Below are 23,397 nucleotides of genomic sequence, written 5' to 3'. Positions count from 1 at the left end.
CGCGGGGAGGGGAAGAACTGTGGCAAGCCTGTGACAAGGCTAGGCGAAAGCTCGCCCTCCCGTACGGTGGTCGGCCACGTACGCTGGCACCATGCCACCCAAGCGTCCTGCCGGCGGCGAAGCCGCCAAACTGATCGTCACATTCCTCGGCGTCAGTGTGCTCGCGGGCGTGCTGACCGCCGGTCTCCTGCTTCCCGCGACGGGCGCCATCGGCCTCACCGCGCAGTCGACGGCCGAGACGTTCGAGGAGATCCCGAGCGAGCTGCGGACGCCACCGCTCTCCCAGGCGACACGCATCTACGACGCGTCCGGCGGCGAGATCGCCACCGTGTACTACCGCGACCGCACCGTGGTGGAGTGGGACGACATCGCCCCCACCATGCGGGACGCGATCGTGGCCATCGAGGACTCCCGCTTCTACGAGCACAACGGTTTCGACCTGCGGGCCACCCTGCGGGCGCTGACCCGGAACGCGCAGGCCGGCGGCGTGGCCGAGGGCGGCTCGACCCTCACCCAGCAGTACGTGAAGAACGTCTTCGTCGAACAGGCCGGCGACGACGCCGAGGCGGTCGCCGAGGCGCAGCGGCAGACGGTCGGCCGCAAGATCGAGGAGGTGAAGTACGCCATCCAGTTGGAGGAGGAGCTCACCAAGGAGGAGATCCTCACCAACTACCTGAACATCACCTTCTTCGGGCAGCAGGCGTACGGCGTGGAGGCCGCGGCGCAGCGCTACTTCAGCAAGAGCGCCAAGGACCTCAACCTCCAGGAGTCGGCCACCCTGGCCGGCCTGGTGCAGTCGCCGACCCGCTTCGACCCCACCTCCAACCCGGAGGAGGCCCGGGAGCGGCGCAACCTGGTGCTCCAGCGCATGGCGGACACCGGCTTCATCGCCCAGGAGGAGGCCGACGCCGCCAAGGCCACCGAGATCGAGCTGAACGTCACCGAGCCCCGCAGCGGCTGCATCACCGCCGTGAACGGTGCCGGCTTCTTCTGCGACTACGTCCGCAACGTGATCCTCAACGACCCGGCGTTCGGGGAGACGGAGGAGGAGCGGCAGGAGCTGTGGAAGACGGGCGGCCTGGAGATACACACCACGCTGAACCCGCAGGCGCAGACCTCGGTGGTGGACTCGGTCACCAGCCACGTCTACGAGACCGACCCGGTGGTCTCCGCGATGACCATCGTGGAGCCGGGGACGGGCAAGATCCTCGCCATGGGGCAGTCCCTGCCGTACGGCGTGGACGCCAACCAGAACCAGACCCAGATCAACTTCAACGTCCCCGCGAACATGGGCGGCGGCAACGGCTTCCAGCCGGGTTCGACGTTCAAGGCGATCACCATGGCGGCCGCCCTGGAGGACGGCAAGACGCCCACCACCGAGTACTCCTCGCCGTACCGGATGGACTACCCCGACATGCGCGACTGCGCGGGCGGCGGAGTTCCGGGCGGCGGCGCCACGGTGGAGAACGAGAACGAGTCCGAGGTCGGCCCCTACACCATGACCGACGCGGCCAAGCTGTCGGTCAACACCTACTTCGTGCAGATGACCGAGGACATCGGCCTGTGCAAGCTGGTCCGGATGACCGAGGCCCTCGGCATGGAGGAGCAGGCCAGCGGCGACCCGCTGGCGGTGGTGGGCTCGTACACCCTGGGCGTCAACCTGGTCACCCCGCTGCAGATGGCCGCCGCCTACGCGGCCTTCGCCAACGACGGCACCTACTGCACCCCGGTGGCGCTGACCAAGGTCGTCGGCCTGGACGGGCAGGAGATCCCGGTCCCGCAGACCCAGTGCAACCAGGCGATGTCCGAGCGCACCGCGGACACCGTCTCCGCCATCCTGGAGGAGGTCAACCGGGACGGCACCGGCCGCGAGGCCTCCCTGGACGGCGTGGAGAACGCCGGCAAGACCGGCACCACCGACGGCCGGATGGCGGCCTGGTTCGCCGGCTTCACCAAGGACCTGGCCGGCGCGGTCTGGGTCGGTGACCCGGAGAACCAGGAAGAGATGATCGACATCACCATCGGCGGTGTCTACAAGGAGTTCGCCTACGGCTCCGACACCCCGGGCCCGATCTGGCACGACGGCATGCAGGGCGCCCTCGACGGCTCCACGCCGCCGCTGGACCAGTCCCCGATGCCGCTGGAGAAGCCGCGGGACGACAACCGGGACAACAACAACGACCGGAACGACAACGACCGCGGCAACGACAACAACGATCGGAACAACAACGGCGGCGACAACAACCGGGGCAACAACCGCCGCGACGACTGACGCCACCGCCCACCCGCCCGGGTAGTACCGGGAGCGGGGAGCACCACGCTCGGGTAGCACCAGGGGCGGGGAACCGGATCACCTCCGGCTCCCCGCCCCTTCGTCTTCCTTCCGCTCCCCGGGGACTACCCGGCCGCGAGCTGCCGCTTGACCTCCGCCGCGACCCGGCCGCCCTCGGCCCGTCCGGCGATCCGCGGGTTAACGATCTTCATCACCGCGCCCATCGCCTTGGGCCCCTCCGCGCCACCGGCGCGCGCCTCGGCGACCGCCTCCCGGACCAGTGCGGCCAGCTCCTCGTCGGTGAGCTGCTTGGGCAGGTACTCCTCCAGCACGGCGCCCTCGGCCCGCTCCCGCTCCGCGGTCTCCGGGCGTCCGCCCTGCTCGAACGCCTCCGCCGCCTCACGGCGCTTCTTCGCCTCTCGGGTGATCACCTTGATCACCTCGTCGTCACTGAGCTCCCGCGCCCGCGGACCGGCGACCTCCTCGTTGGTGATCGCGGTCAGCGTCAGCCGCAGCACGGCGGAACGCAGCTTGTCCTTGGCGCGCATGGCCTCGGTCAGGTCCCCCTGGAGACGTTTCTTGAGGGTCGTCATGGGGCCAGTGTGGCACCCCGCGCCCACGGAACCCACTGGTTATGCCCCCGGCGAGCCCTCCGGCAGGTCGCCCCGCACGCCCCCGCCACATCCGCTCCGCGCCGCCCCAACGCCGCCCCATGCCGCCCCACGTCGGGCTCCGACACTGACGCGTCGTCTGCCACCATGGAGTGATGAGACCGCTGTATGCCGTTCCGCTGGGAATCGCCGCCGCCTCGGCCGCCTGCGTGGCATGGGCCGCCGGCTACGAGGTACGCGCCTTCACCGTCCGCCGGTTCGAGGTACCGGTACTGCCCCGCGGGGCCCGGCCACTGCGGGTGCTCCAGGTGTCCGACATCCACATGGTCTCCGGGCAGCGCAAGAAGCAGCGCTGGCTGCAGAGCCTGGCCCGGCTGCGTCCGGACTTCGTGATCAACACCGGGGACAACCTCTCCGACCCCACCGCCGTGCCGGAGGCGTTGGACGCCCTCGGCCCGCTGCTGGAGCTCCCCGGCGCGTACGTCTTCGGCTCGAACGACTACTACGGCCCCGTGCCGAGGAACCCGTCGCGCTACCTCACCCAGCGCCTGCGCGGCGACGACGGCAAGCGTCACCACGGCATCCGCAACCCCTGGGAGCAGCTGCGCGACGGCTTCGACTCGGCCGGCTGGGTCGGCCTGAACAACCGGCGCGGCAGGATCAAGGCGGCCGGCCTGGAGATCGCCCTGACCGGCCTGGACGACCCGCACATCAAGCTGGACCGCTACGAGGACGTCGCGGGCGGCCCCGACGACAGCGCGGACCTCTCCCTCGCCGTCGTCCACGCCCCCTACCTGCGGGTGCTCGACGCCTTCACCGCCGACGGCTACCCGCTGGTCCTGGCCGGCCACACCCACGGCGGCCAGCTCTGCGTCCCCTTCTACGGCGCCCTGGTCACCAACTGCGACCTCGACCCCGGCCGGGCCAAGGGCCTGTCCACCCACCGCGCCGGCGGCCGGGAGGCCTACCTGCACGTCTCCGCCGGCTGCGGCACCAACCGCTACACCCCGGTCCGCTTCGCCTGCCCCCCCGAGGCCACCCTGCTCACCCTGACCGAACGCCGCTGACCAGCCCGACAACCAAATTTCGTCCTGCCCTCGAAGTCCGCTACAGTAGTCCTCGACGCCGGAGCGCAAAGCCCCGGCGGACGGGGTGTAGCGCAGCTTGGCAGCGCGCTTCGTTCGGGACGAAGAGGTCGTGGGTTCAAATCCCGCCACCCCGACAGCCGAGGTACCGAGTCAGGGCCCGGACCGCTTTCGCGGTCCGGGCCCTGACTCGTTGTGGCACGTTGTGGGGGCGCCGGGGTCAGGGGGTGGTGAGCGTGCTCCTGTCGTCGAGGACGATGACGGCGGGGCCGTTCTCCTTCTCCGGCAGGTCCGTCACCCGGTCCAGCGCGAGGGTGGTCCTGCGGTACACGGCGGCGGCCAGGGCCCAGGTGGCCAGATCCCGGTCCTTGCCGGGGTCCGTGTCGGTCTCGTGCTCCCGGATGACCTGCCACATGGCGGTGAGGAGGGCGAGCAGGGACCTGCCGGAGAGGGAGGTCTCGATGCGGCCGTCCTCCGCTTCCTGCACCTGGTCCGGGAGGCGGAAGTGGGCGCGGCCACTGGTCTGTTCGGCGATGAACTCCCAGGTCTCGCGGTGGCAGATCAGTTTCGCCGAGGCGAGGGCGGCGGCGGACAGCAGGTGGTCCAGGTGTGCCCGCTGGTCCTCCCGGGGTGGGGTGACGGTCTCGTGGTGGGGGGTCTGCGGGCGGAGGGCGGTGCGGCCGTGGGCAATGCGGACTTCCTCGAGCGATTCCACCTGGGCTTGCCTCCCGTCAGTCGGTGCGATGGTCTCGGTGGGCGCCGCCTGGGCCTCCGGCTCGGCCGCGCTCACCGGTGGTGGCGGTTCCGGCGCCTGGGGCTGCGGAGCGGTACGCGATGTCTCCGCTACGTGCCGGCTCAGGGCCTCCAGGCCGGCGCGGGTGTCGGCCAGGTCGGCGAGCATGCGCTCCTGGCGTCGGCGCAGCTCACGGTTCTCCTCGCGCAGGCCCAGCGTGCCCTGCGCCACGGTCTCCAGGATCTTCTGCCGCCCCTGGTCCACGGTGACGTACAGGGCGCTCAGTCCGGTGGCGGGGTCCTCGAGTGTCCGGCGTATCGCTTCGAGTTGGCTGAGCACCTTCTCGGACTGCTCGGCCGACCTCCACGTCATGCAACCCCCTGATCACTGGTGGTGAAGACCGGAAGAATCTCCCCGACTCGGTGTCGGACAATGCGGCGGTTTCCGGCCGAATCACCGTCCTGCGGCCGGCGGGCGGATCAGGGCTGCCAGGGGGTGGCGATGGTGTCGTAGGTGCCGTCGTTCGTGGCGAGGTGGACCCACTGGTCGACGTAGGCCTTGAACTCCTCGTCGCCGCGGGGGAGGAGGTAGGCCTTCTCGGCGAAGGTGAAGGGGTCGTCGGGGTTGAGGGCGCACAGCTCGGGGTGGATCGCGGCCTGGTACTCGGTCTCGCTGGCGTCGGTGATCATGACGTCGGCGCGGCCGGCCACGATCTCCTCGAAGATGGTGTTGTTGTCGGGGTGGGGGACGACGGTGGCCCGGTGGATGTTGGCCCGGACGAAGGCCTCGTTGGTGCCGCCGGGGTTCACGATGACACGCACGCCGGGCTGGTCGATGGCTTCCAGGGACTGGTAGGCGTCGGCGTCGGCGCAGCGGGCGATGGCGGCCTTGCCGTCGGTGAGGTAGGGGGTGCTGAAGTAGGCCTCCCGGGCCCGGGGCAGGGTGACCGAGATGCCGCCCATGCCGATGTCGCAGGCGCCGGAGGTGAGGTCGTCCACGAGGGTGGCCCAGGTGGTGGGGACGAACCGGGTCTGCACTCCCAGGCCGGCGCCGAGGTGCTCGGCCATGTCGATGTCGATGCCGGTGTAGCCGCCGGTCGCGGGGTCGAGGTAGCTGAACGGCCGGTAGTCGCCGGTGGTGCAGACCCGTAGCTCGCCGCGCCGCGGGACGGTGTCCAGCAGGGTGCGGGGGGCGTGGCCGGCCGCGGGTGCCGTGTCGTCGTCGGTGGTGCCGATGGTGACGGCGCCGGCGGTGGTGACGAGGGTGAGGGCGAGGGCGGGCAGCAGGGTTTCGCGACGCATGGTTCCTCCGTGGGCGGGGTTTCGGGATCGGCGTGGCATCGGCACGGCATCGGCGTGGCCTCGGGGTGGGCCGTTGTCGGGGCGGGGCGGGGCGGGCCACGGTGGGAGCCTGGGCTTCCGGGCCGGTGGCCAATCGTCTGGAGCCGGGCCCGCGGGGGCGGTCTCTGACGACACATTGACCGGCCAGTGCGCACGGATCGGCACTCCGTCCGCGTTTTCCGCGATCACTTGAACGCTTCGGCGCCATTCCCGACCATTCACTGTCAAGCGTCCAGAGCTGCAAGGCACGTGTCGTACCCGCCTGTCCCTGGAGGGCGGCCAGGCCGTCGCGCCGTCCACGGGGCACGAGTCCGCGAGGTTCACCGCCACATGGCTCAGCCAGTCCACCGCCCCGAGGCGGACGGCGTCACGGTCACAGTCGTGCCCCGCCGCGTGCCGGATCCGCCGCCGGCCCCGCCGGCCCCGGAGGGCCGGCGTCGGGCGCTCGCCCTGCTGGCCCTGTGCCTGGGGAACTTCCTGGTCCTGCTGGACATGACCATCGTGAACCTGGCGCTGCCGCGGATCCGCGACGACCTCGGCGGTCCGCTCGGCGCGATGGAGTGGGTCGCCGGCGGCTACGCCCTGGCCGTCGCCGCGTTCCTGCTCGGCGGCGGTTCGGTCAGCGACCGGATCGGCAACGACCGGGCCTTCCGGTGGGGGATCGTGGGCTTCACGGCGCTGTCGGTGGCCTGCTCGCTGGCGCCGGGCCTCGGCTTCCTGGTCGTGGCCCGGGTGGCGCAGGGGGTGTGCACCGCGCTGCTGCTGCCCTCGCTGCTGGGGCTGATCCCGCACCTGTTCGAGGACGCCGGCGACCGGGCGCGGGCCGTGTCGCTGTGGGCCAGTTCCGGCGCGGCGGCGGCCGCCGCGGGGCCGCTGGCCGGGGGGATCCTGGTCGACCTCATCGGGTGGCGGTCGATCTTCTGCGTCCACCTGCCGCTCGGCGCCGCCGCCTGGCTCATCGTCCGGCGTAACGTTCCTGCAGCGCCGCGCCGGGCGACCGCCCGCCTGGACGTGCCGGGACAGGTGCTGGCGGTACTCGGGCTGACCGCGCTGTACCTCGCCCTGGTCGGCCGCCCCTCGCTGGGCTGGAACGGCGCCGCCGTCGGGGCCGCCACCGCCGTCGGGATCGCCGCGTTGGTCGCCTTCGTCCGGGTGGAGCGACGACGCGCCGCGCCGCTGCTGCCACCGCGGCTGTTCGCCGACCGCGTGTTCTCGGCCGCCGTGGCCACGGGTCTGCTCTGGCAGTTCGTCATCTTCGGCCAGCTGTTCGCGCTCTCCCTCTACCTCCAGACGGTTCAACAGCGCAGCGCGCTGGCGGCGGGCCTGGCCTTCCTGCCGATGACGCTGGTCGCGGCGCTGCTGCCCTCCCCGACGATGCGGCGACTGGTGCCGAGGTGGGGGTTCGGCCGGACGCTGGTGGCGGGGGGCGTCTGCGGGCTCGCGGCCTGCGCCGTGCTGCTGCTGTGCGGCGCCGGTTCGCCGTACTGGCCGCTGGGCGTCGCCCTGCTCCTGCTCGGCGTGTTCGGCGGGCTGACGCTGCCCGTGGTGGCGGCCCTGGTGGTGGCGCACACGCCGCCCGGCCTGTCCGGCACGGGCAGCGGCGTCCTCAACACCGCCCGGCAACTGGGCGGGGTGCTGGGGGTGAGCGTGCTGGGCTCGGTGGCCGGCGACATCGGCGGGTCACTCGTCGGCGGCCTGCACGTGGGGGCCGCCATCTCGGCGGTGGCGCTCACCGGCGTCGTCCTGCTCGCCCGACGCGTCGTCGACCGCTGATCGGGTTCGGACTGCCGACGATCGCCGACGATCGCCGCCGAGCGGGGGACGCCCAAGTGCTGCCCGCCCCACCCCGCCCGGAATCACTTCACCGGAACGTGTGACGCGGGCCGACCCCCACCGCGTCGGTACGGGTGAGAAGGCGTGAGTCACGAGAGGCGGCGGGGATGGCTGTGGACCATGGGGAGTTCATGGAGTTCGCCACGGCCCGGAGCGCACACCTGTTCCGGACCGCCTACCTCCTGTGCGGGGACTGGCACCTCGCCGAGGACCTCACCCAGACCACCCTCGCCACGCTCTACCGCCACTGGAAACGGGTCCGGCGGGCCGACAACCCCGCCGCCTACGCCCAGGCCGCCGTGGTCCGCGCCTTCCTCTCCCACCGGCGTCTGCGCCGCGCCACCGAGCGCCCCACCGGCACCCTGCCCGACACGCCGCAGGCCGAGCCGGACGACGCAGCACTGCGCGTGACCCTGCTCGCCGCGCTGCGCGAGCTGCCGGCGAAGGATCGTGCGGTGGTCGTGCTCCGGTACTGGGACGACCGCAGCGTGGAGGAGACCGCCGCGCTGCTGCGGATGCGGCCGGGGGCCGTCCGCACCCGCGCCATGCGGGCGCTCGCCCGGCTGCGCGTGGCCCTGGGCGACGACCGCGAGCTGCTGCGCGAACTGGCGCTGCGCTGACCGCCGCGGACCGGCTGCGGGCCTCCACACACATCACTGCTTGCACAGACATCACTGCTCCCACAGACATCACCGGCACCACGACCCGAACGAGAGGAGAGACAGCATGAGGGATGACGAACGCGTGCCGGAGGCGCTGCGGGAGGTGGCGCACACGGTGCGGCTCCCCTCGCCCAACCGCCTGGTGGCGGGGGCGGTGGAGCGGGGTCGGCGGGAGGCGCGGCAGCGCCGGGCCCGAATGGCCAGCGTGGCCACGGCGGCCGTGGTGGTGCTGATCGCCGGTGCGGCCACCACGCTGACCCTGCCGTCCAGCGCGCCGGTGTCGCCGGCGGCGAGCGGCGAGGCCGGCGGCACCGCGTCGCCCGTGTCGATGCTGCCGCTCACCGACAAGTCGGCGCTGGCCACGCTGCTGGCCCTGCTCGGGGCCGAGGAGGCCGCCGGGTCCACTCCGAGCGGGACCCCCTCCCCCAGCAGAACGCCCTCCACCGGCGTGGCGCCCCCGCCCGGTGAGTCGTCGGCCCCACCAGGGGGATCGTCGGCCGCCCCCGGTGGATCGCCGGCCGCCCCCGGTGGATCGTCGGCCACGTCGCCGGACGCGAGCCCGCCGGACCCGCTGCTCCCGGTACGCGTCGCCCTGCTGCGGGCCTCCGACACGGAAGCGTGGGAGCTCCTGCTGGAGGTCAGCGAGGCGGGAGACGACCAGCCCACCTGCCCGTCGCGGCCCACGTCGACCGGGAACTGCACGTCGAGCACCCTGGCGGACGGCTCGCTGCTGGTCCTTGATCAGGACTCGACATCCACCATGGCGTCCGCGACGCTGCTACGGCCGGACGGTCTGCTGATCCGCCTCACCCAGTCCAGGCCGGACGCGAACAACGGCTGGAACCGCCACCGCCTCACCCCGAACCCGGGCAACGCCGAACCGCTGACCGTCGACCAACTGCGGCGGATCGTCACCGACCCGCGGTGGGGCCGGACCGTGCCGGCCGTCCCGGACCTCCAGGCACCGTCCGGCACCACCGAAGCGGGGGACCCGTGGGCGGCCGCGCGCAGCAAGGACGTGCCCGCCACCAAACCAACCGCCTCCGCCGGCTGACCGCGGCACACCGACCGCCCACACCACTCCGAAAGGGGGACCATGTCCCACACCCACCCCCGTAGCCACGGCCGCAGTCGCAGCCGTGACCGTCTGGCCGTGGCGCTCGCCGCCGGGCTGGTCGCCGCGGCCACCGGCGCCGCCCCCGCCTTCGCCGACGGCGCCCAGTGGCGGCCGGTCGCGCCGGCACTCACCGACACCGTGCTGTACGACGTCTCCAGCGCCGACGGCGCCACCTGGGCGGTCGGCATCCACATCCCGGAGGACGCCCCGTTCGCCCCGGCGGCGCTGCGCTGGACCGGCGACGCCTGGGTCGAGACCCCGCAGCCGCTGGCCGAGGCCCGCCTCGACGACATCGCCGTGCGCTCCGCCGACGAGGTGTGGGCGGTCGGCAGCACCCAGGGAGCCAGCGACCTCCCCATCGTGCAGCGCTGGAACGGCGCCGCCTGGGAGGTGGTCCACCAGGTGCCGCTGCCCGACGGCGACTTCGGCGGCTTCAGCTCCGTCGAGGTCTCCCCCGACGGCACCGTGTGGGCGACCGGCTGGGCCTACAGCGAGACCCAGGGCCGCACTCCCCTGGTGCTGACCGGCTCCGCCGACGGCGGGTGGAAGGCCCACGACCTCCCCGCCGCGAACGGGCTGGACACCGCCGCCGTGCTCCCGCTGGCGGACGACGACGTCTACCTCGCCGGCTACGACGGCATCACCCACTTCGACGGCGAGACCTGGAGCGAGCAGACGCTCCCCGGACGCTTCCAGGACGTCGTCGTGGCAGACCTCGCCGCGCGCGGCCCGGACGACGTCTGGGCGGTCGGCCACCTGGAGGACAACCGCCTGTGGCGCCGCCCGGTCGTGCTCCACTTCGACGGCACGGAGTGGCGGAGCGTGCCCACACCCGCCGAGACCGGTCAGCTCCGCGGCATCGCCTTCGACGCCGAGGGCGCCCCGGTCGTCGTCGGCGAGACCGTGGACCCCGCCGTGGACCCGTCCGGCGAGTACGTGCTCACCCTCACCGAGAACGGCCGCTTCACCCACACGGAGCAGGTGCCGGGCGCCGGCCACCTCTACGGCGCCGACACCGACGACCAGGGCCGCGTCTGGGCGGTCGGCGTCACCCCCTACGACGCCACGACCCCCTCCACCTCCAACCCCTACGCCACCATCCGCGACTGATCCCCCACGCCCCCGGGCCGCCACCGACCACCCCCGGATCGGTGGCGGCCCGCCGTCGTACCCACGCACCGACCGAGGGCCACCGTCGCGTCATCCGCCACCGACCGGGACTCACGGCCGGGTGGGCTGGTAGAGGTGGGGGATGGGTATTCGGGAGTTGCAGGACGCGCTGGCGGAGTTCGCGGAGGAGCGGGAGTGGGGGCGGTTCCACACGCCCAAGAACCTGGTCATGGCGCTGACGGGTGAGGTCGGTGAGCTGACCGAGATCTTCCAGTGGCTCACCCCGGAGCAGTCCGCCCGGGTGATGGAGGACGCCGAGTCGGCCGAGGCCGTCGAGCATGAGATGGCCGACGTCTTCTCGTACCTGCTGCGGCTGGCGGACGTGCTCGGCGTGGACCTGGAGCGGGCACTGGTGGCGAAGATGGAGCTGAACCGGCGGAAGTACCCGGTGGAGCTGGCCCGGGGGCGCGCGGCGAAGTACGACGCGCTCGGGGACGGACTGGGCCGGGAGGGGGACGTGGTGTAGGCCGGCGATGTTCCACGTGAAACACCCGGGGAGGGCGGGAGGTGCCGGAGGGCCCCGGGAGGGGAGCGGACCGCGGGTGGGTCGGCGGGGGGTCAGCGGGTGGGAGTGGGGGTGGGCTGGTCGGGGTGGGGGCGGCTGGGGCGGGGGGCGGGGTCGGGTTCGATGCCGAGTTCGCGGTCCCGGCGCAGCTCCCCCTCGCGGCGCACCACGCGGAACCACATGAACACGACGAAGCCGGCGAAGATGAACCACTCCGCCGTGTAGCCGAGGTTCTGGAAGGCCCGCAGGTCCAGGCCGGTGCCGGCCGGGGCCTCGTAGGGCACGGCCAGCAGCCCGTCCGCCGGTTCGGTGGCGGAGGCCCAGCCGTCGTAGAGCGGGTAGGGGAGCATGTTGATCATGGCGGCGGTGCTCACCGCGGCGATCTGGCCGTCCGGGAGGCCGCCGGCCGCGGCGCCCGCGGTGGAGCCCTCCTCCGAGCGCTCCAGGCGCACCGTGAGGGTGACGGGGGCGTCGTCCGTCACTGGCGGCACGGAGTCGGCGGCGGGGCCGTCCACGGCGCCAGGCGCGAAGCCACGGGCCACCACGAGCGCCCGGCCGTCGTCGGTGCGCAGCGGGGTGAGGACGTAGAAGCCCTCCTGGCCGTCGACCGTCCGGCCGGGTGACAGGAGTTCGTTGGCGGGGTCCCACCGGCCGGTCACGGTCGCCAGCACGGCGGTCGCCGCGTTGCCGCCGGCCTCGGGGGGCACGACGTACGGCGCGTCGGGGCCGTCGGCGAACGCCTCCTCCACGGGGATGGGGTCCGTCGTCACGGGGGCGTTCTCGGCCGCCTGGTGGGTGTCCACGCGGTCCTCGAACCGGCCCAGCTGCCAGGTGCCGAGCAGCAGGCAGACGACGACGGCGGCGACGGCGAGCAGCGTGGCGGCGGCCCAGCGGGGCTCGCGGAGGAACCGGTACACGCTCCAACGGTAACGAGGGGGCGCGCGAAGTCGGTGCGCGCCCCCTCCGCGGGGGCGGGCGGACGGTGCCGGAGGCAGGGGGCGGTCCGGCCGCGCTCGGCCGTTGCCGGGCGGCTCAGCGGATGCCGGTGCCGGTGCTGGTGCCAGTGCTGGTGCCGGTGCCGGTGCCGGTGCCGGTGCTGGTGGGCAGGGTGGGTGAGCCGCGGTGGATCGTGCCGGCCGAGCAGGGCACGTCGAAGGAGATCGCGTCCAGTTGCGGCGCGCCCGGCTCCGGGGTGTGCGTCACCTCGACGGTCCCGGCGGTCGGGGTGGTGCCGGAGGAGCCGTCCGCGCCCTCGCCGCCGTCCCCCGGGGCGGAGGCCGAGCCGGTGCCGGAGCCACCGGCGGTGCTGCCGGCGGGGTCCGTCGAGTCCGCCGAGCCGGTGGTTCCGTCCGGGGCCGAGCTCGTCGAGGCGTCCTGAGTGCCGTCGGACGTGCCGGTGGTCGTGCCGTCGGACGTGCCGGCGGACGGCGATCCCGCGGTGCCGCCCCCGGTCGTCGCGGAGTCCGCCGGAACGGTGCCGCAGGCGGCCCGGTCCGGCACCCAGACGAAGTCGAGCGCGTAGGCGTCCCCCGGGTGCAGTACCAGCTGCACGGGGCCCTGGTCCGCCGGTGGCAGGCCCGACGCGTCGAAGCCGGTGCTGTGCAGCACCGGGACCTCCCGGACGGTGCCGCCGGACGGGTCGGAGCCGGAGCCGTCCATGCCCTCCGTCGTCCCAGCGCCCGAACCGGAGCCCGAACCGGAGCCCGATCCCGAGCCGGAGTCCGAGCCGGAGTCCGAGCCGGCCCCCGCGTCGGAGCCGGGTGCGGAACCACCGGGAGCGGTGCCGGAGCCGTCCGCCGCCGTCGGGTCGTCCTGCGCCGCGGCGTCCCCGGTGGTTGGGGCGGTGCCGGTGGAGTCGCCCGGGGCCGGCTCCCCGGAGGGGGCGCCGGTGGAGTCGCCGCCGACCGCCGGGTCGCCGGCCCCGCCACCGGGCGCCGTCACCACCACGGCGGTCAGCGTGCCACCTCCGACCACCGTGCAGCTGGCCGTGGAGACGTTCAGCACCCGGACCACGCCGTGCACGGAGCCGTCCGAGGCGGGCGCGTCCACCACACCGGGCGCCGCCGCCAACTGGTCGCGGCTGCAGGTGGGGGCGGAGAGCAGGGAGGCGTCCGGGGAGGACGGGGGTGACACCGCCAGGGCTCCGCCGGAGCCACCGGCCAGGTCCTGCCACACGCCGGCCGACGGCGATCCCGCACCCGTGCCGGGGCTGCCACCGGCCCCGGGGTCGGGCGTGCCGCTGGGCGCGCCGGAGGGCGAGCCGACGCCCGGCCAGGGCCGGGGATCGCCCGCGCCGCCCGGGGCCTCGGGACCGGCCGCCGCACCGTCCTCGGCCGCCGCCTCTCCGTGCCCGGAGGCGCTCACCGGCGCCGAGCCGACGCCCGCCAGCCCGGCGGCGGTGACCGTGCCCGCCGACACCATGAGCATCGCCACGGCGGACGCGACGGCGTTGCGGCGCAGGGCGCGGCGCCTCGGCACCTCACGGCGGATGCGTTCCAGCGCGGCCGGGCTCGCCTCGATGCCGGACACCGAGCGGCGCATCAGCTCGCGGAGCGCCTCCTCCTGGGACTCCCGTGCCGGATCGGCCGGTGCCGGCTCCCGGCCGTGTTCCCGGCCGTGTTCCCGGCCGTGTTCCGGGCCGTGTTCCCGGCCCCGTTCGTCGGGCGGTCCGGCCGCGTCCCGGCCACTCATCGTTGCGCCTCCATCCGGGCCCGCAGGGCGGCGATGCCACGGGAACCGTAAGCCTTGACCGACCCGAGGGAGATGCCGAGCGCCTCGGCCACCTGCACCTCGGTCATGTCCGAGAAGTAGCGCAACACCAGTACCTCACGCTGCCGCCGCTGGAGGCCGCGCAGCGCCGTGATGAGGGCGTCGCGCTCCAGCGCGTCGTAGGCGCCCTCCTCGGCGCTGGCGGCGTCCGGCATCGGCTTCGGCAGCAGCTTCAGGCCGAGGATGCGCCGGCGCAGCGTGGACCGGGAGAGGTTCACCACGGTCTGCCGCAGGTAGGCCAGGGTCTTCTCGGGCTCGCGCACCCGACCGCGGGCGGCGTGCACCCGGATGAACGCCTCCTGCACCACGTCCTCGCAGGAGGCGGTGTCGTCGAGGAGGAGGGCGGCGAGGCCGAGCAGGGAGCGGTAGTGCGCCTGGTAGGTCTCGGTCAGCAGGTCGACGGAGGCGCCGGTGCGGGCGGTGGCGTCGGTCTCCCCCAGCTGGCCGTCGGCGGAACGTCCCGCGCCCGCCGTGCCCTGCCCGGGGACGGCCGCCATGGCGGACGCGGAGGCGGGCGCGACGCGCGCGGCGGGAGCGGCCGAGGGCGAGTGCGCGGGGGACGCGGCGGAGGGCGGGGCGGCGGGCAGTGGGTCCGGGCGGTCGGCGAGGACGGGGCGGGAACGGGAGGGCCGCGCGATCACCGGCATGCCGCCGGCCGTCGCCGCGCGCCGGCGGGGCAGCGCCTCGACGGCCTCGGCCGCCAGCAGTTCGGCCATGACAGCGGGACGGCGTTCCCCTCGCGAGGGCTGTATCCGCCCCGCCCCGCCGGATCGACGCTCCATGGGGTCCGTCCCCCTCGTGCTCGGCCGGCCAGAAACCGCCGGTTCTTCAGACCTTCCGACCATCCTCCTGGGGAGCACGAACCAACCGGGCCTGGTGGTTCCCGGGAGCCGCGGGGAACGCCGAAAACCGGCCACGGCCGGCCGCACGAGACCGCCCGGCTCCCGGGGGCGGCAACACGCGCGAACGCCCCGGCGCGGTTCCTCGTCGGGCCGCGCCGGGGCGTTCGTACGTCCCGGTGTCCGGGGTGGCTCGGGCTGCCGGTTACCGCCCGGTGCCGCCGTAGACGACCGCCTCGTCGGTCTCGCTGTCCAGCCCGAAGGCGGTGTGCACGGCGCGGACGGCCTCCTGGACGTCCTCGATGCGGGTGACCACCGAGATGCGGATCTCCGAGGTGGAGATCAGCTCGATGTTGACGCCGGCGTTGGACAGCGCCTCGAAGAACGTCGCCGTCACGCCGGGGTTGGCCCGCATGCCGGCGCCCACCAGGGAGATCTTGGCGATCTGGTCGTCGTAGCGCAGGGAGTCGAAGCCGATGCCGCCGCGCACCTTCTCCAGGGCGTCGATGGCCTTGCGGCCCTCGGCCTTGGGCAGGGTGAAGGTGATGTCGGTCAGACCGGTCGCCGCGGCGGAGACGTTCTGCACCACCATGTCGATGTTCAGCTCGACGTCCGCGATGGCGCGGAAGATGCGCGCGGCCTCTCCGGGCTTGTCCGGCACGCCGACGACGGTGACCTTCGCCTCGGACGTGTCGTGGGCGACGCCGGAGATGATCGCCTGCTCCATTTCGCCCCCTTCGGGCTGGTTCTGGACCCACGTACCCGTGTGGCCGGAGAACGACGACCGCACGTGGATCGGGATGTTGTAGCGACGGGCGTACTCGACGCAGCGGTGCAGCAGCACCTTGGAACCGTGCGCCGCCAGCTCCAGCATGTCCTCGTACGCGATCCGCTCGATCTTGCGGGCCTTCTTCACCACGCGCGGGTCGGCGGTGAACACGCCGTCGACGTCGGTGTAGATCTCGCACACCTCGGCGCCGAGCGCGGCGGCCAGCGCGACGGCGGTGGTGTCCGAGCCGCCGCGGCCGAGCGTGGTGATGTCCTTGCTGTCCTGCGAGACCCCCTGGAAGCCGGCGACGATGGCGATCGCGCCCGCGTCCAGCGCGGCGGAGATCCGACCGGGCGTGACGTCGATGATCCGCGCGCGGTTGTGCGCGGAGTCGGTGATCACGCCGGCCTGGCTACCGGTGAACGACAGGGCCTCGTGGCCCAGGTTTTTGATCGCCATGGCCAGCAGGGCCATGGAGATTCGCTCCCCCGCGGTCAGCAGCATGTCGAACTCGCGGCCGGCCGGGATCGGCGAAACCTCCTGGGCGAGATCGATCAGCTCGTCCGTCGTGTCACCCATCGCGGACACCACGACGACGACCTGGTGGCCGGCCTTCTTGGTGTCGACGATTCGCCTGGCGACGCGCTTGATGCCTTCGGCATCCGCAACGGAGGAGCCTCCGTACTTCTGCACGACAAGGCCCACGTGCGCTCCTCGGATTCTCGGGGTCCAGCGGTCGGTCAAGTCTAACGAGGCTGGTCGCGAGCGCCCCGGGCCGAACGCATGCTGAGATGACGGCCCGGCGCCCGTGAGGCGGCCCCACGAAGCAGTCCCAGGCGGCGGTCTCAGGATGGGTTCTCAGGCTGGTTTCTCAGGAGGGGTTCTCAGGAGGCGGCGGACGGCGGGCCGGGCTCCGGTTCCAGCGACTCCACGCCCTTCTCCAGCGGCGTGTCCATCCGCACGTGGGCCACCAGCGACTGCAGCGCCCGCAGCACCGCGCCCGCCGTCAGCCCCCAGTTGGACAGGTAGGAGAACTGCCACCACCACAGCGCCTCGACCAGCCGACCGGCCCGGTAGTGCTCCAACCCGTGGGTGAGATCCGCCACGATCAGCGCCAGGTCGTCGGAGATCCGGCAGGTCACCGGCGCGGCGCCGGCCACGTAGGGGTCGAAGACCTCGGAGTAGACGTCGATCGGCTCCAGCAGCGTGGCCAGCTGCTCGCGCAGCCGGTCCTCGTCCGGCACGCTCGGCGAGTCCGGCTCGTACACCGCCTCCGGCACGACGTCGGCGAGCGCCCCGAGGCGGCCACCGGCCAGCAGCAGCTGCGACACCTCCAGCAGCAGCACCGAGACCGCCTGCCCGGGCTGCTCGCCCCGGGCCACCTCGGTGACCGCCGCCACGAAGCTGCTCACCTGGTCGGCGATCTGCTCGGTGAACTCGCTCAGGTCGTCGGAGACCAGACCGGGGATCGAACTGTTCGCGGTGTCCATGGGGTCCCGTACCTCCCGAGAAGTCGACCTTCTCCTCGCCTTCCCTCCTACGGCTCGCGGGAGCCGATCGGGCGGGAGGGTCTTGTCCGTATCACCTGGTTAGCTGCCTAGCGGGTGGTTGGGCAACCGGTCGACGTCAACGGGTGTCCGACGATCGGCCGGCGGCGCCGGTGCCGCTGTTGCCCGGAGCCACTGTGCCGCGCGGGCGCCGTCCCGGCCAGCAGGACACGAACCGGAGCGGCCGCACGAGACGGGAGTCACACGGCGCGCCGCGACTGCCGCGGCAGCCCCGGCGGCGACCGCGCACCGCGCCGTCGGTCCGGGGCCGCCCGGCGCGCGGCCGTCAGACGTCCAGCAGCCGGCGCCCCTCGAAGGCACGGCCGAGGGTGACCTCGTCGGCGTACTCCAGGTCCCCGCCCACCGGCAGGCCGCTGGCCAGCCGCGTCACCTTCAGGCCCATCGGCTTGACCATCCGGGCCAGGTAGGTGGCGGTCGCCTCGCCCTCCAGGTTGGGGTCGGTGGCGAGGATCAGCTCCGTGACGGTGCCGTCCGCCAGCCGGGCCAGCAGCTCGCGTATCCGCAGGTCGTCCGGGCCCACGCCCTCGATGGGGCTGATCGCCCCGCCGAGCACGTGGTACCGGCCGCGGAACTCGCGGGTCCGCTCGATCGCCACGACGTCCTTCGGTTCCTCGACCACGCACACGACGGCCGGGTCGCGGCGCGGGTCGGCGCAGACGCGGCACTGCTCGCCCTCGGCGACGTTTCCGCAGACCGTGCAGAAACGAACCTTCTCCTTGACCTGCGTCAGGGCGTGCGCGAGCCGGCGCACGTCCGCCGGGTCCGCCTGCAGGACGTGGAAGGCGATGCGCTGCGCGCTCTTCGGACCGACACCGGGCAGCCTGCCCAGCTCGTCGATCAGGTCCTGGACCACACCTTCGTACACGTCACGCCTTCCGTCCCGCGCCCAACCGAAACCGCCCCCGCCCTACCCGCCACGGTGCGCCGTCCGTTCCATTCAGAATCGTTTAGAACCGGACAGAACCGGACAGAAACCGATCAGAACGGCAGACCGGGGATCCCGCCGCCGCCCAGACCGCCCAGCCCCTGCGCCAGCGGCCCCATCGTCTCCTCCTGGAGCTTGACCGCCGCCTGGTTGGCGTCCCGGACCGCCGCCAGGATCAGGTCGGAGAGCGTCTCGGTGTCCTCGGGGTCGACGGCCCGCGGGTCGATGGAGAGGTCCTTGAGCTCACCGGTGCCACTGACCGTGGCCTTCACCAGGCCGCCGCCGGCACTGCCCTCGACCTCGGCCTCGGCCAGCCGCTGCTGCGCCGCGGCGAGGTCCTGCTGCATCTTCTGGGCCTGCTGCAGCAGCTGCTGCATGTTGGGCCCGCCACCTGGGATCACGGGTTGGCTCCTGCCTCGTTCGTCGCTCCCGGGCGGACACCGGCACCTTTCCTCCGGTACCCGGGAGTAGCGCGTTCGCCGTTCGGGAGCGAGCCTACGCGCTCCCCGCGCGCGATGCGCCACGGCCGCACGGCCGGAAACCGCCGGCACGGACGGGCCCGGCCCGACCGGCCGCCCGGGGGCCGACGGGGGCCGCCCGGAGCGCTCCCGCCGCCCGCCCGCTACTCGTTCGGAATCTCCTCGATCAGCGTGGCACCGAGCTCCCGCACGATCAGGTCGTAGCCGGACAGCGCCGCCTCGTCGAGGTCGGGGTCGTCGTCCGCGGGCACGTCGTCCTCCGGCGCGACCGCGGGCGCCGCCGACGCGCCGCCGTAGGCGACCGCCGCACCGGACGCCGCTCCGCCGCCGAAGCCCGAGCCACCGCTGTAGCCGGAGCCGCCGCCCGACACCCCCGGGCCACCACCGGGGCCGCCCGCCGGCCGGCCGCCGCCGGCAGCCGTCGACGACGCCCCGACCCCGCCGGGGCCACCGGGGCCGCTCGCACCGCCCGTACCCCCCGCACCCGGCGGCAAGCCGTTCCCGGGCGCGGCGGAGACCCCGGCGGGCGCCGACGCCCCGGGGCCGTACCCACCGGAGGGCGGACCACCGGGCCCCCGCTGCGCCGCGCCTCCGCCCGCGCCGAAGCCACCGCCACCGCCGAAGCCACCGCCGGTGCTCCCGCCACCGCCGAAGCCGCGACCGGCGGCGCCGCCCCCGCCGCCGGGCGTGACCGACGGATCCACGAACGCCTCGACGCGCCAGTCCACGCCCAACGCGTCGATCAGCGCCTGGTGCACGATCTCGTCGCTGCCGCTGCGGACGAAGCTCTCCCGGGCACCGGCGTTGGTGAAGGCGATCTGCAGGGTGTTGCCGTCCAGGCCGGCGACCTCGGCGTTCTGGTCCAGCAGGATCCAGGTGAACCGGCGCCGCCGCTTCACCGCCTCCTTGATCTCCGGCCACATCTGGCGCACCCGCGCCGCACCCTCGACCGCCGCCGGCGACAGCCCGCCGCCGTGGGCCGGCGCCGAGTGCGCCGGCTCCGCCTCCGGCCGCGGCCGGTAGGGACCGGGCTGCTGCTCCTGCGGCTGTGCGTGGCCCTGCGGCTGCGGGACGCCCGATCCGGGCCGCGCCGCCGTCGGCCACGCCCCCGGAGCACGTTCGCCCACCGCGCTGGCCGTGGCACCGGCCGCCGTTCCCGCTCCTGCTCCGGACGGCGCACCCGAAGGCGCTCCCGGCGCCGCGGCGGTGGGCCAGGCCCCCGGGGCACGCCCCGGCGCCGCCCCACCGCCCGGCGCGGGCGCCGGCGGACGGACCGGTTCGGCCTGCGGCGCCGCCGCAGCGTGCTCCACCGCGGCCGGCCCGCCCGGCGCCACCGGAGCGGCCGGCGCGACGCCGGCCGTCGTCTCGTACCCACCCGCCGGCGCCACCGCAGCCGCCGGCATCGAAGTCGTCACCGGTGCCACCGGAGCCCCGGCACCCGTAGCCCCCGCCACCGGAGCCCCCGCCATGGGAACGGCCCCGCCGGACACCGGCGCGGCCACGCCCCCCAGCGCGATCCGCCGCTCCAGCTTCTCCAGCCGCGCGCGCAGCGAGCGCTCGTCGTCCTCGGCCCCCGGCAGCAGCACGCGGGCGCAGATCAGCTCCAGCTGGAGCCGCGGCGACGTCGCGCCGCGCATCTCGGTCAGCCCCGCGTTGACCAGGTCGGCGGCGCGGCTCAGCTCGGCCGCGCCGAACACGGACGCCTGCGCCTTCATCACCTCGACCCGGTCGGCGGGCGCGTCCACCAGGCCCTTCTCCGCCGCCTCCTCGACGGCCGCGAGCAGCACCAGGTCACGCAGCCGCTCCAGCAGGTCGGCCACGAAGCGGCGCGGATCGTGACCGCCCTCGACCACCCGGTCGACGATCTCGAAGGCCGCGCCCCCGTCCCCGGCGGCGAAGGCGTCGACGATCTCGTCCAGCAGCCGCGCGTCGGTGTAGCCGAGCAGGGCGGTCGCCATGGCGTACGTCACACCGTCGTCGCCGGCCCCGGCCAGCAGTTGGTCCATCACCGACATGGAGTCCCGCACGGACCCCGCCCCGGCCCGCACCACCAGCGGCAGCACGCCGTCCTCGACCGCGATCCCCTCGCGCGCGCAGACCTCGGCCAGGTAATCGCGCAGCACCGCCGGCGGCACCAACCGGAACGGGTAGTGGTGGGTCCGCGACCGGATGGTCCCGATGACCTTCTCCGGCTCGGTCGTGGCGAAGATGAACTTCAGGTGCTCCGGCGGCTCCTCGACCACCTTGAGCAGCGCGTTGAAGCCCGCGGACGAGACCATGTGGGCCTCGTCGATGATGTAGATCTTGTAACGACTGGACGCCGGCCCGAAGAACGCCTTCTCCCGCAGGTCACGGGCGTCGTCCACGCCACCGTTGGAGGCGGCGTCGATCTCGATGACGTCCAGGCTGCCGGGCCCGCCCCGCGCCAGGTCCCGGCAGGACCGGCACTCCCCGCAGGGCGTCGGCGTCGGCCCCTGCTCACAGTTCAGGCAACGGGCCAGGATGCGCGCGCTGGTCGTCTTCCCGCACCCGCGCGGCCCGCTGAACAGGTACGCGTGGTTGACCCGGTTGTTCCGCAGGGCCTGCTGCAGGGGCGCGGTCACGTGCTCCTGGCCGATGACCTCCGCGAAGGTCTCCGGACGGTAACGGCGGTAAAGGGCGAGGGACACGCCTTCGACGATAGCGGGCCGGACGGACAAGCCCGGAACGACAAGACCCCCCGTGCACCCGCCAGAGCCCACTTACCCTTGCTGCCTTCCGGCCCTGGGGGGGTTGGGTGGGATAACGCCGCACGAGGGGCTGCTCCACACCCTACTGGATCCCCGCCCCTCCCCCGCAAACCCACCCCACCCCGTCCCCGCCCGCGCTCCCCCGTCGCCCCCTCCCCAGCCCCGCCCCCTCCTCCCCCCGCCCTCCATGTTCGCGACCACCCCCACGAGTCTTGTATTGTTCTCCGCGGAGGATTCGCCTAGAGGCCTAGGGCGCACGCTTGGAAAGCGTGTTGGGGGCAACCCCTCACGAGTTCGAATCTCGTATCCTCCGCACCCTGCCTGACCAGGCAGATCGTGGGCCCCGGACGCTTCGGCGTCCGGGGCCCACGTCGTCTCTCCGTCTCAGTTTCCGTCTCGTTCGCCCTCCGGGGCGCCCCGCTCCCGGCCTTCCGCGCCGCTCGCGGGCTCCTCCACCGAGCTGCCCCACAGCGCGCTACCGACCTGCTGCGCCACCTTCCGCAGCATCGGGTCGGTGACGTGCATGTACCGGGCCCGCATGCGCGCGGCCCCGCCCGGCTCCCACCCCATGATCGCGTCAACGATCCTGTCGGGCACTCCGAGCAGCAGCAGCACCGTCCCGGCGGTGTGGCGAGCGTCATGGAGGCGCCCGTCCCGCACACCGGCGTCACCGAGGAGCTTCTTCCACTCGTGGAAGTCGGTGTTCGGGATGAGCGGTTCCCCGTCGGGCTTCGCGAAGACGTATCCCTTGTCGACCCAGCGTTCGCCGGCTTCCCGACGCTCCCTGTCCTGCTCCTCCCGGTGCTTGTGGAGGAGCTTGACGAGTTCGTCCGGCAGGCCGATGGTGCGGCGCCCCGCCCGCGACTTCGTGTTCTTCGTCTCCCGCCGGATCTGCTGGCGCTGGGGGCAGTAGCCCGCCTTCCGGCCGCACGGACTCGCACAGCCGTGGGCGTACTTGGGTCGTAGGCGGTTCTTCCGCGTTCGGATGTACCCCGCTTCGAGGTCCACGTCCTCCCATTTGAGTCCGAGCGCTTCGCCCTGCCGCAGTCCGAGGGCGAGGGCGACCACCCATCGCGCGCTGTTGCGCCGCTTGGACGCCTCCAACAGGATTCGCTGGACCTCCTGGACGGTGAACGGCTCGATCTCCTGCTCTTCGAGCCGCGGGGCCTTCGCGATCTCGGCGGGGTTGACGGTCAGGTGCCCCCGGCGAACAGCCTCGCCGAGGGCCGTCCGAATCGTGCGGTGCGCCTGGTGGGCGGTCCCGGGGGAGCTGCCTCGCTCCTGCATCTTCTGGTAGAAGCGTTCCAGGTGCTCAGGCTCCAACCGATCCAGGCGGTGGGCTCCCAGGCCGGGAACGAGGTGCACCCTGACGGCCACCTCATAGCCGTCGTAGCTGTTCTCGCTCACCGACGGCTTGGCGATGTTCTCCACCCAGTGAGTCAGCCACTCCCCCACATTCCACCGCTTCCCCGGTTTCCGGACGGCACCACGGTCCCGCTGCTTCTCCAGTTCCCGGACAGCGGTGATGACTTCGGCCTCGGTCTTCCTTTCCACGTGCCTGCGGTCAGGCTTTCCGTCGTCACGCACCCCGACGGTCACCCTGCCGTGCCACTTCCCGTCCTTGCCGAAATAGATGGACGATGCGCCGTTCGGCCGCCGAGTCCGCTTCTTCTTCTCGTCTGCCAAGCCGGTTCTCCTCAGGCGGCTTTCAAAGTGTGCTTGGGCTGGCGCAGGCTCTTCACGTACTCGCCCACGGCTTCGGCCGGCACTCGGCGCAAACGGCCCACGGTGACGGATTCGAGTTCACCGGAGCTGACGAGCCGGTAGCACAGCGTCCGACCGATTCGAAGCCGGCGGGCGGCTTCTTCAACGGTGAGCAGGACCAATGTCGGGTCGTTGGACGGGGCTTCCTGCGCTCCGTCGTGGCTCACGTGCCGCTCCTCTCCCCGAGCCGGGACAGCCGGGACAGCGCCGAGACACCCCTGTCTCGG

Annotated in this window: 20 protein-coding genes, 2 tRNA genes and 1 other RNA gene; 9 read left to right on the top strand and 14 right to left on the bottom strand. The window is 73.4% G+C overall.

The features are described 5' to 3' along the window. Positions 1–91 precede the first annotated feature (91 nt). Positions 92–2,272 carry a transglycosylase domain-containing protein gene (locus FHU37_RS12785; RefSeq protein WP_218904021.1) on the top strand — a complete coding sequence of 727 codons (2,181 nt, stop codon included), beginning with the start codon at positions 92–94 and terminating at the stop codon, positions 2,270–2,272. A 125-nt stretch (positions 2,273–2,397) separates the two neighbouring features. Here FHU37_RS12785 and FHU37_RS12780 read toward each other — a convergent pair whose 3' ends face one another. After that, on the bottom strand, positions 2,398–2,865 hold the full coding sequence (locus tag FHU37_RS12780; protein WP_179814311.1) for a GatB/YqeY domain-containing protein: 468 nt from the start codon (positions 2,863–2,865) through the stop codon (positions 2,398–2,400). A gap of 173 nt (positions 2,866–3,038) precedes the next feature. Between FHU37_RS12780 and FHU37_RS12775 the strand changes: the two genes are divergently transcribed. After that, positions 3,039–3,950, top strand: a complete 912-nt coding sequence (locus FHU37_RS12775; protein ID WP_179814310.1) for a metallophosphoesterase — start codon at positions 3,039–3,041, stop codon at positions 3,948–3,950. Positions 3,951–4,031: 81 nt separating this feature from the next. Next, positions 4,032–4,105: transfer RNA gene (locus tag FHU37_RS12770), tRNA-Pro, on the top strand. Positions 4,106–4,188: 83 nt separating this feature from the next. Here FHU37_RS12770 and FHU37_RS12765 read toward each other — a convergent pair. Together FHU37_RS12765 and FHU37_RS12760 are read right to left on the bottom strand one after the other, a co-directional pair. Beyond that, positions 4,189–5,073 (bottom strand): hypothetical protein, encoded by an 885-nt coding sequence (locus FHU37_RS12765; RefSeq protein WP_179814309.1) that lies wholly within the window; start codon positions 5,071–5,073, stop codon positions 4,189–4,191. Between the two features lie 107 nt (positions 5,074–5,180). Beyond that, positions 5,181–6,002 (bottom strand): transporter substrate-binding domain-containing protein, encoded by an 822-nt coding sequence (locus FHU37_RS12760; protein ID WP_179814308.1) that lies wholly within the window; start codon positions 6,000–6,002, stop codon positions 5,181–5,183. A gap of 369 nt (positions 6,003–6,371) precedes the next feature. Here FHU37_RS12760 and FHU37_RS12755 point away from each other — a divergent pair, with 369 nt between their 5' ends. The 5 genes from FHU37_RS12755 (at position 6,372) to FHU37_RS12735 (ending at position 11,289) form a co-directional block, all read left to right on the top strand. Then, on the top strand, positions 6,372–7,814 hold the full coding sequence (locus FHU37_RS12755; protein ID WP_179814307.1) for an MFS transporter: 1,443 nt from the start codon (positions 6,372–6,374) through the stop codon (positions 7,812–7,814). Between the two features lie 167 nt (positions 7,815–7,981). Then, entirely contained in the window at positions 7,982–8,494 is a 513-nt protein-coding gene (locus tag FHU37_RS12750) for a SigE family RNA polymerase sigma factor (RefSeq protein ID WP_179814306.1), read from the top strand. Between the two features lie 106 nt (positions 8,495–8,600). Continuing rightward, positions 8,601–9,590, top strand: coding sequence for a hypothetical protein (locus tag FHU37_RS12745; protein WP_179814305.1), 990 nt, complete (start codon positions 8,601–8,603; stop codon positions 9,588–9,590). Between the two features lie 99 nt (positions 9,591–9,689). Next, entirely contained in the window at positions 9,690–10,763 is a 1,074-nt protein-coding gene (locus FHU37_RS12740) for an NHL repeat-containing protein (protein WP_179814304.1), read from the top strand. Between the two features lie 142 nt (positions 10,764–10,905). Further along, positions 10,906–11,289, top strand: a complete 384-nt coding sequence (locus FHU37_RS12735; protein WP_179814303.1) for a nucleotide pyrophosphohydrolase — start codon at positions 10,906–10,908, stop codon at positions 11,287–11,289. A gap of 92 nt (positions 11,290–11,381) precedes the next feature. Here FHU37_RS12735 and FHU37_RS12730 read toward each other — a convergent pair whose 3' ends face one another. The 9 genes from FHU37_RS12730 to ffs form a co-directional block, all read right to left on the bottom strand. Next, positions 11,382–12,245, bottom strand: coding sequence for an SURF1 family protein (locus FHU37_RS12730; RefSeq protein WP_179814302.1), 864 nt, complete (start codon positions 12,243–12,245; stop codon positions 11,382–11,384). A gap of 115 nt (positions 12,246–12,360) precedes the next feature. Continuing rightward, positions 12,361–14,019: a hypothetical protein gene (locus FHU37_RS12725; RefSeq protein WP_179814301.1), complete on the bottom strand. Its 1,659-nt coding sequence runs from the start codon at positions 14,017–14,019 to the stop codon at positions 12,361–12,363. Further along, on the bottom strand, positions 14,016–14,594 hold the full coding sequence (locus FHU37_RS12720) for a SigE family RNA polymerase sigma factor (protein ID WP_179816229.1): 579 nt from the start codon (positions 14,592–14,594) through the stop codon (positions 14,016–14,018). Before FHU37_RS12720 ends, FHU37_RS12725 begins: the two co-directional genes overlap by 4 nt. A 547-nt stretch (positions 14,595–15,141) precedes the next feature. After that, positions 15,142–16,410 (bottom strand): aspartate kinase, encoded by a 1,269-nt coding sequence (locus FHU37_RS12715; RefSeq protein WP_179814300.1) that lies wholly within the window; start codon positions 16,408–16,410, stop codon positions 15,142–15,144. 179 nt (positions 16,411–16,589) lie between these two features. After that, the gene (locus FHU37_RS12710) at positions 16,590–17,195 is read right to left on the bottom strand and encodes a DUF5063 domain-containing protein (RefSeq protein ID WP_179814299.1); all 606 of its coding nucleotides are present in this window, start codon (positions 17,193–17,195) and stop codon (positions 16,590–16,592) included. Positions 17,196–17,538: 343 nt separating this feature from the next. Beyond that, on the bottom strand, positions 17,539–18,138 hold the full coding sequence (gene recR, locus FHU37_RS12705) for a recombination mediator RecR (protein ID WP_179814298.1): 600 nt from the start codon (positions 18,136–18,138) through the stop codon (positions 17,539–17,541). A 113-nt stretch (positions 18,139–18,251) separates the two neighbouring features. Further along, positions 18,252–18,599, bottom strand: a complete 348-nt coding sequence (locus tag FHU37_RS12700; protein WP_179814297.1) for a YbaB/EbfC family nucleoid-associated protein — start codon at positions 18,597–18,599, stop codon at positions 18,252–18,254. 221 nt (positions 18,600–18,820) lie between these two features. Beyond that, on the bottom strand, positions 18,821–21,346 hold the full coding sequence (locus FHU37_RS12695) for a DNA polymerase III subunit gamma and tau (protein WP_179814296.1): 2,526 nt from the start codon (positions 21,344–21,346) through the stop codon (positions 18,821–18,823). 38 nt (positions 21,347–21,384) lie between these two features. Then, an RNA gene (gene ffs, locus FHU37_RS12690) (signal recognition particle sRNA small type) lies at positions 21,385–21,481 on the bottom strand. Positions 21,482–21,634: 153 nt separating this feature from the next. Here ffs and FHU37_RS12685 point away from each other — a divergent pair. Further along, positions 21,635–21,719: transfer RNA gene (locus FHU37_RS12685), tRNA-Ser, on the top strand. 71 nt (positions 21,720–21,790) lie between these two features. Here FHU37_RS12685 and FHU37_RS12680 read toward each other — a convergent pair. After that, a complete protein-coding gene (locus tag FHU37_RS12680; protein WP_179814295.1) occupies positions 21,791–23,092 on the bottom strand; it encodes a tyrosine-type recombinase/integrase in 1,302 nt (433 codons plus the stop codon). A gap of 11 nt (positions 23,093–23,103) precedes the next feature. Continuing rightward, positions 23,104–23,337: an excisionase family DNA-binding protein gene (locus FHU37_RS28135; RefSeq protein ID WP_312892580.1), complete on the bottom strand. Its 234-nt coding sequence runs from the start codon at positions 23,335–23,337 to the stop codon at positions 23,104–23,106. Positions 23,338–23,397: the final 60 nt, after the last annotated feature.

It is taken from the genome of Allostreptomyces psammosilenae (assembly GCF_013407765.1).
GTDB classification, from domain to species: domain Bacteria; phylum Actinomycetota; class Actinomycetes; order Streptomycetales; family Streptomycetaceae; genus Allostreptomyces; species Allostreptomyces psammosilenae.
The sequence above is the reverse complement of the archived record's forward strand: the minus strand, read 5'-3'. Positions and strand labels throughout refer to the sequence as shown.

What these genes read in the sequence shown, in the direction of transcription:
- FHU37_RS12765 (WP_179814309.1), bottom strand. Translation starts at nt 5,073, where the DNA reads ATGACGTGGAGGTCGGCCGAGCAGTCCGAGAAGGTGCTCAGCCAACTC.
- FHU37_RS12745 (WP_179814305.1), top strand. Translation starts at nt 8,601, where the DNA reads ATGAGGGATGACGAACGCGTGCCGGAGGCGCTGCGGGAGGTGGCGCAC.
- FHU37_RS12755 (WP_179814307.1), top strand. Translation starts at nt 6,372, where the DNA reads ATGGCTCAGCCAGTCCACCGCCCCGAGGCGGACGGCGTCACGGTCACA.
- FHU37_RS12720 (WP_179816229.1), bottom strand. Translation starts at nt 14,594, where the DNA reads ATGGCGGCCGTCCCCGGGCAGGGCACGGCGGGCGCGGGACGTTCCGCC.
- FHU37_RS12710 (WP_179814299.1), bottom strand. Translation starts at nt 17,195, where the DNA reads ATGGACACCGCGAACAGTTCGATCCCCGGTCTGGTCTCCGACGACCTG.
- FHU37_RS12750 (WP_179814306.1), top strand. Translation starts at nt 7,982, where the DNA reads ATGGCTGTGGACCATGGGGAGTTCATGGAGTTCGCCACGGCCCGGAGC.
- FHU37_RS12725 (WP_179814301.1), bottom strand. Translation starts at nt 14,019, where the DNA reads ATGAGTGGCCGGGACGCGGCCGGACCGCCCGACGAACGGGGCCGGGAA.
- FHU37_RS12780 (WP_179814311.1), bottom strand. Translation starts at nt 2,865, where the DNA reads ATGACGACCCTCAAGAAACGTCTCCAGGGGGACCTGACCGAGGCCATG.
- FHU37_RS12735 (WP_179814303.1), top strand. Translation starts at nt 10,906, where the DNA reads ATGGGTATTCGGGAGTTGCAGGACGCGCTGGCGGAGTTCGCGGAGGAG.
- FHU37_RS12785 (WP_218904021.1), top strand. Translation starts at nt 92, where the DNA reads ATGCCACCCAAGCGTCCTGCCGGCGGCGAAGCCGCCAAACTGATCGTC.
- FHU37_RS12760 (WP_179814308.1), bottom strand. Translation starts at nt 6,002, where the DNA reads ATGCGTCGCGAAACCCTGCTGCCCGCCCTCGCCCTCACCCTCGTCACC.
- FHU37_RS12775 (WP_179814310.1), top strand. Translation starts at nt 3,039, where the DNA reads ATGAGACCGCTGTATGCCGTTCCGCTGGGAATCGCCGCCGCCTCGGCC.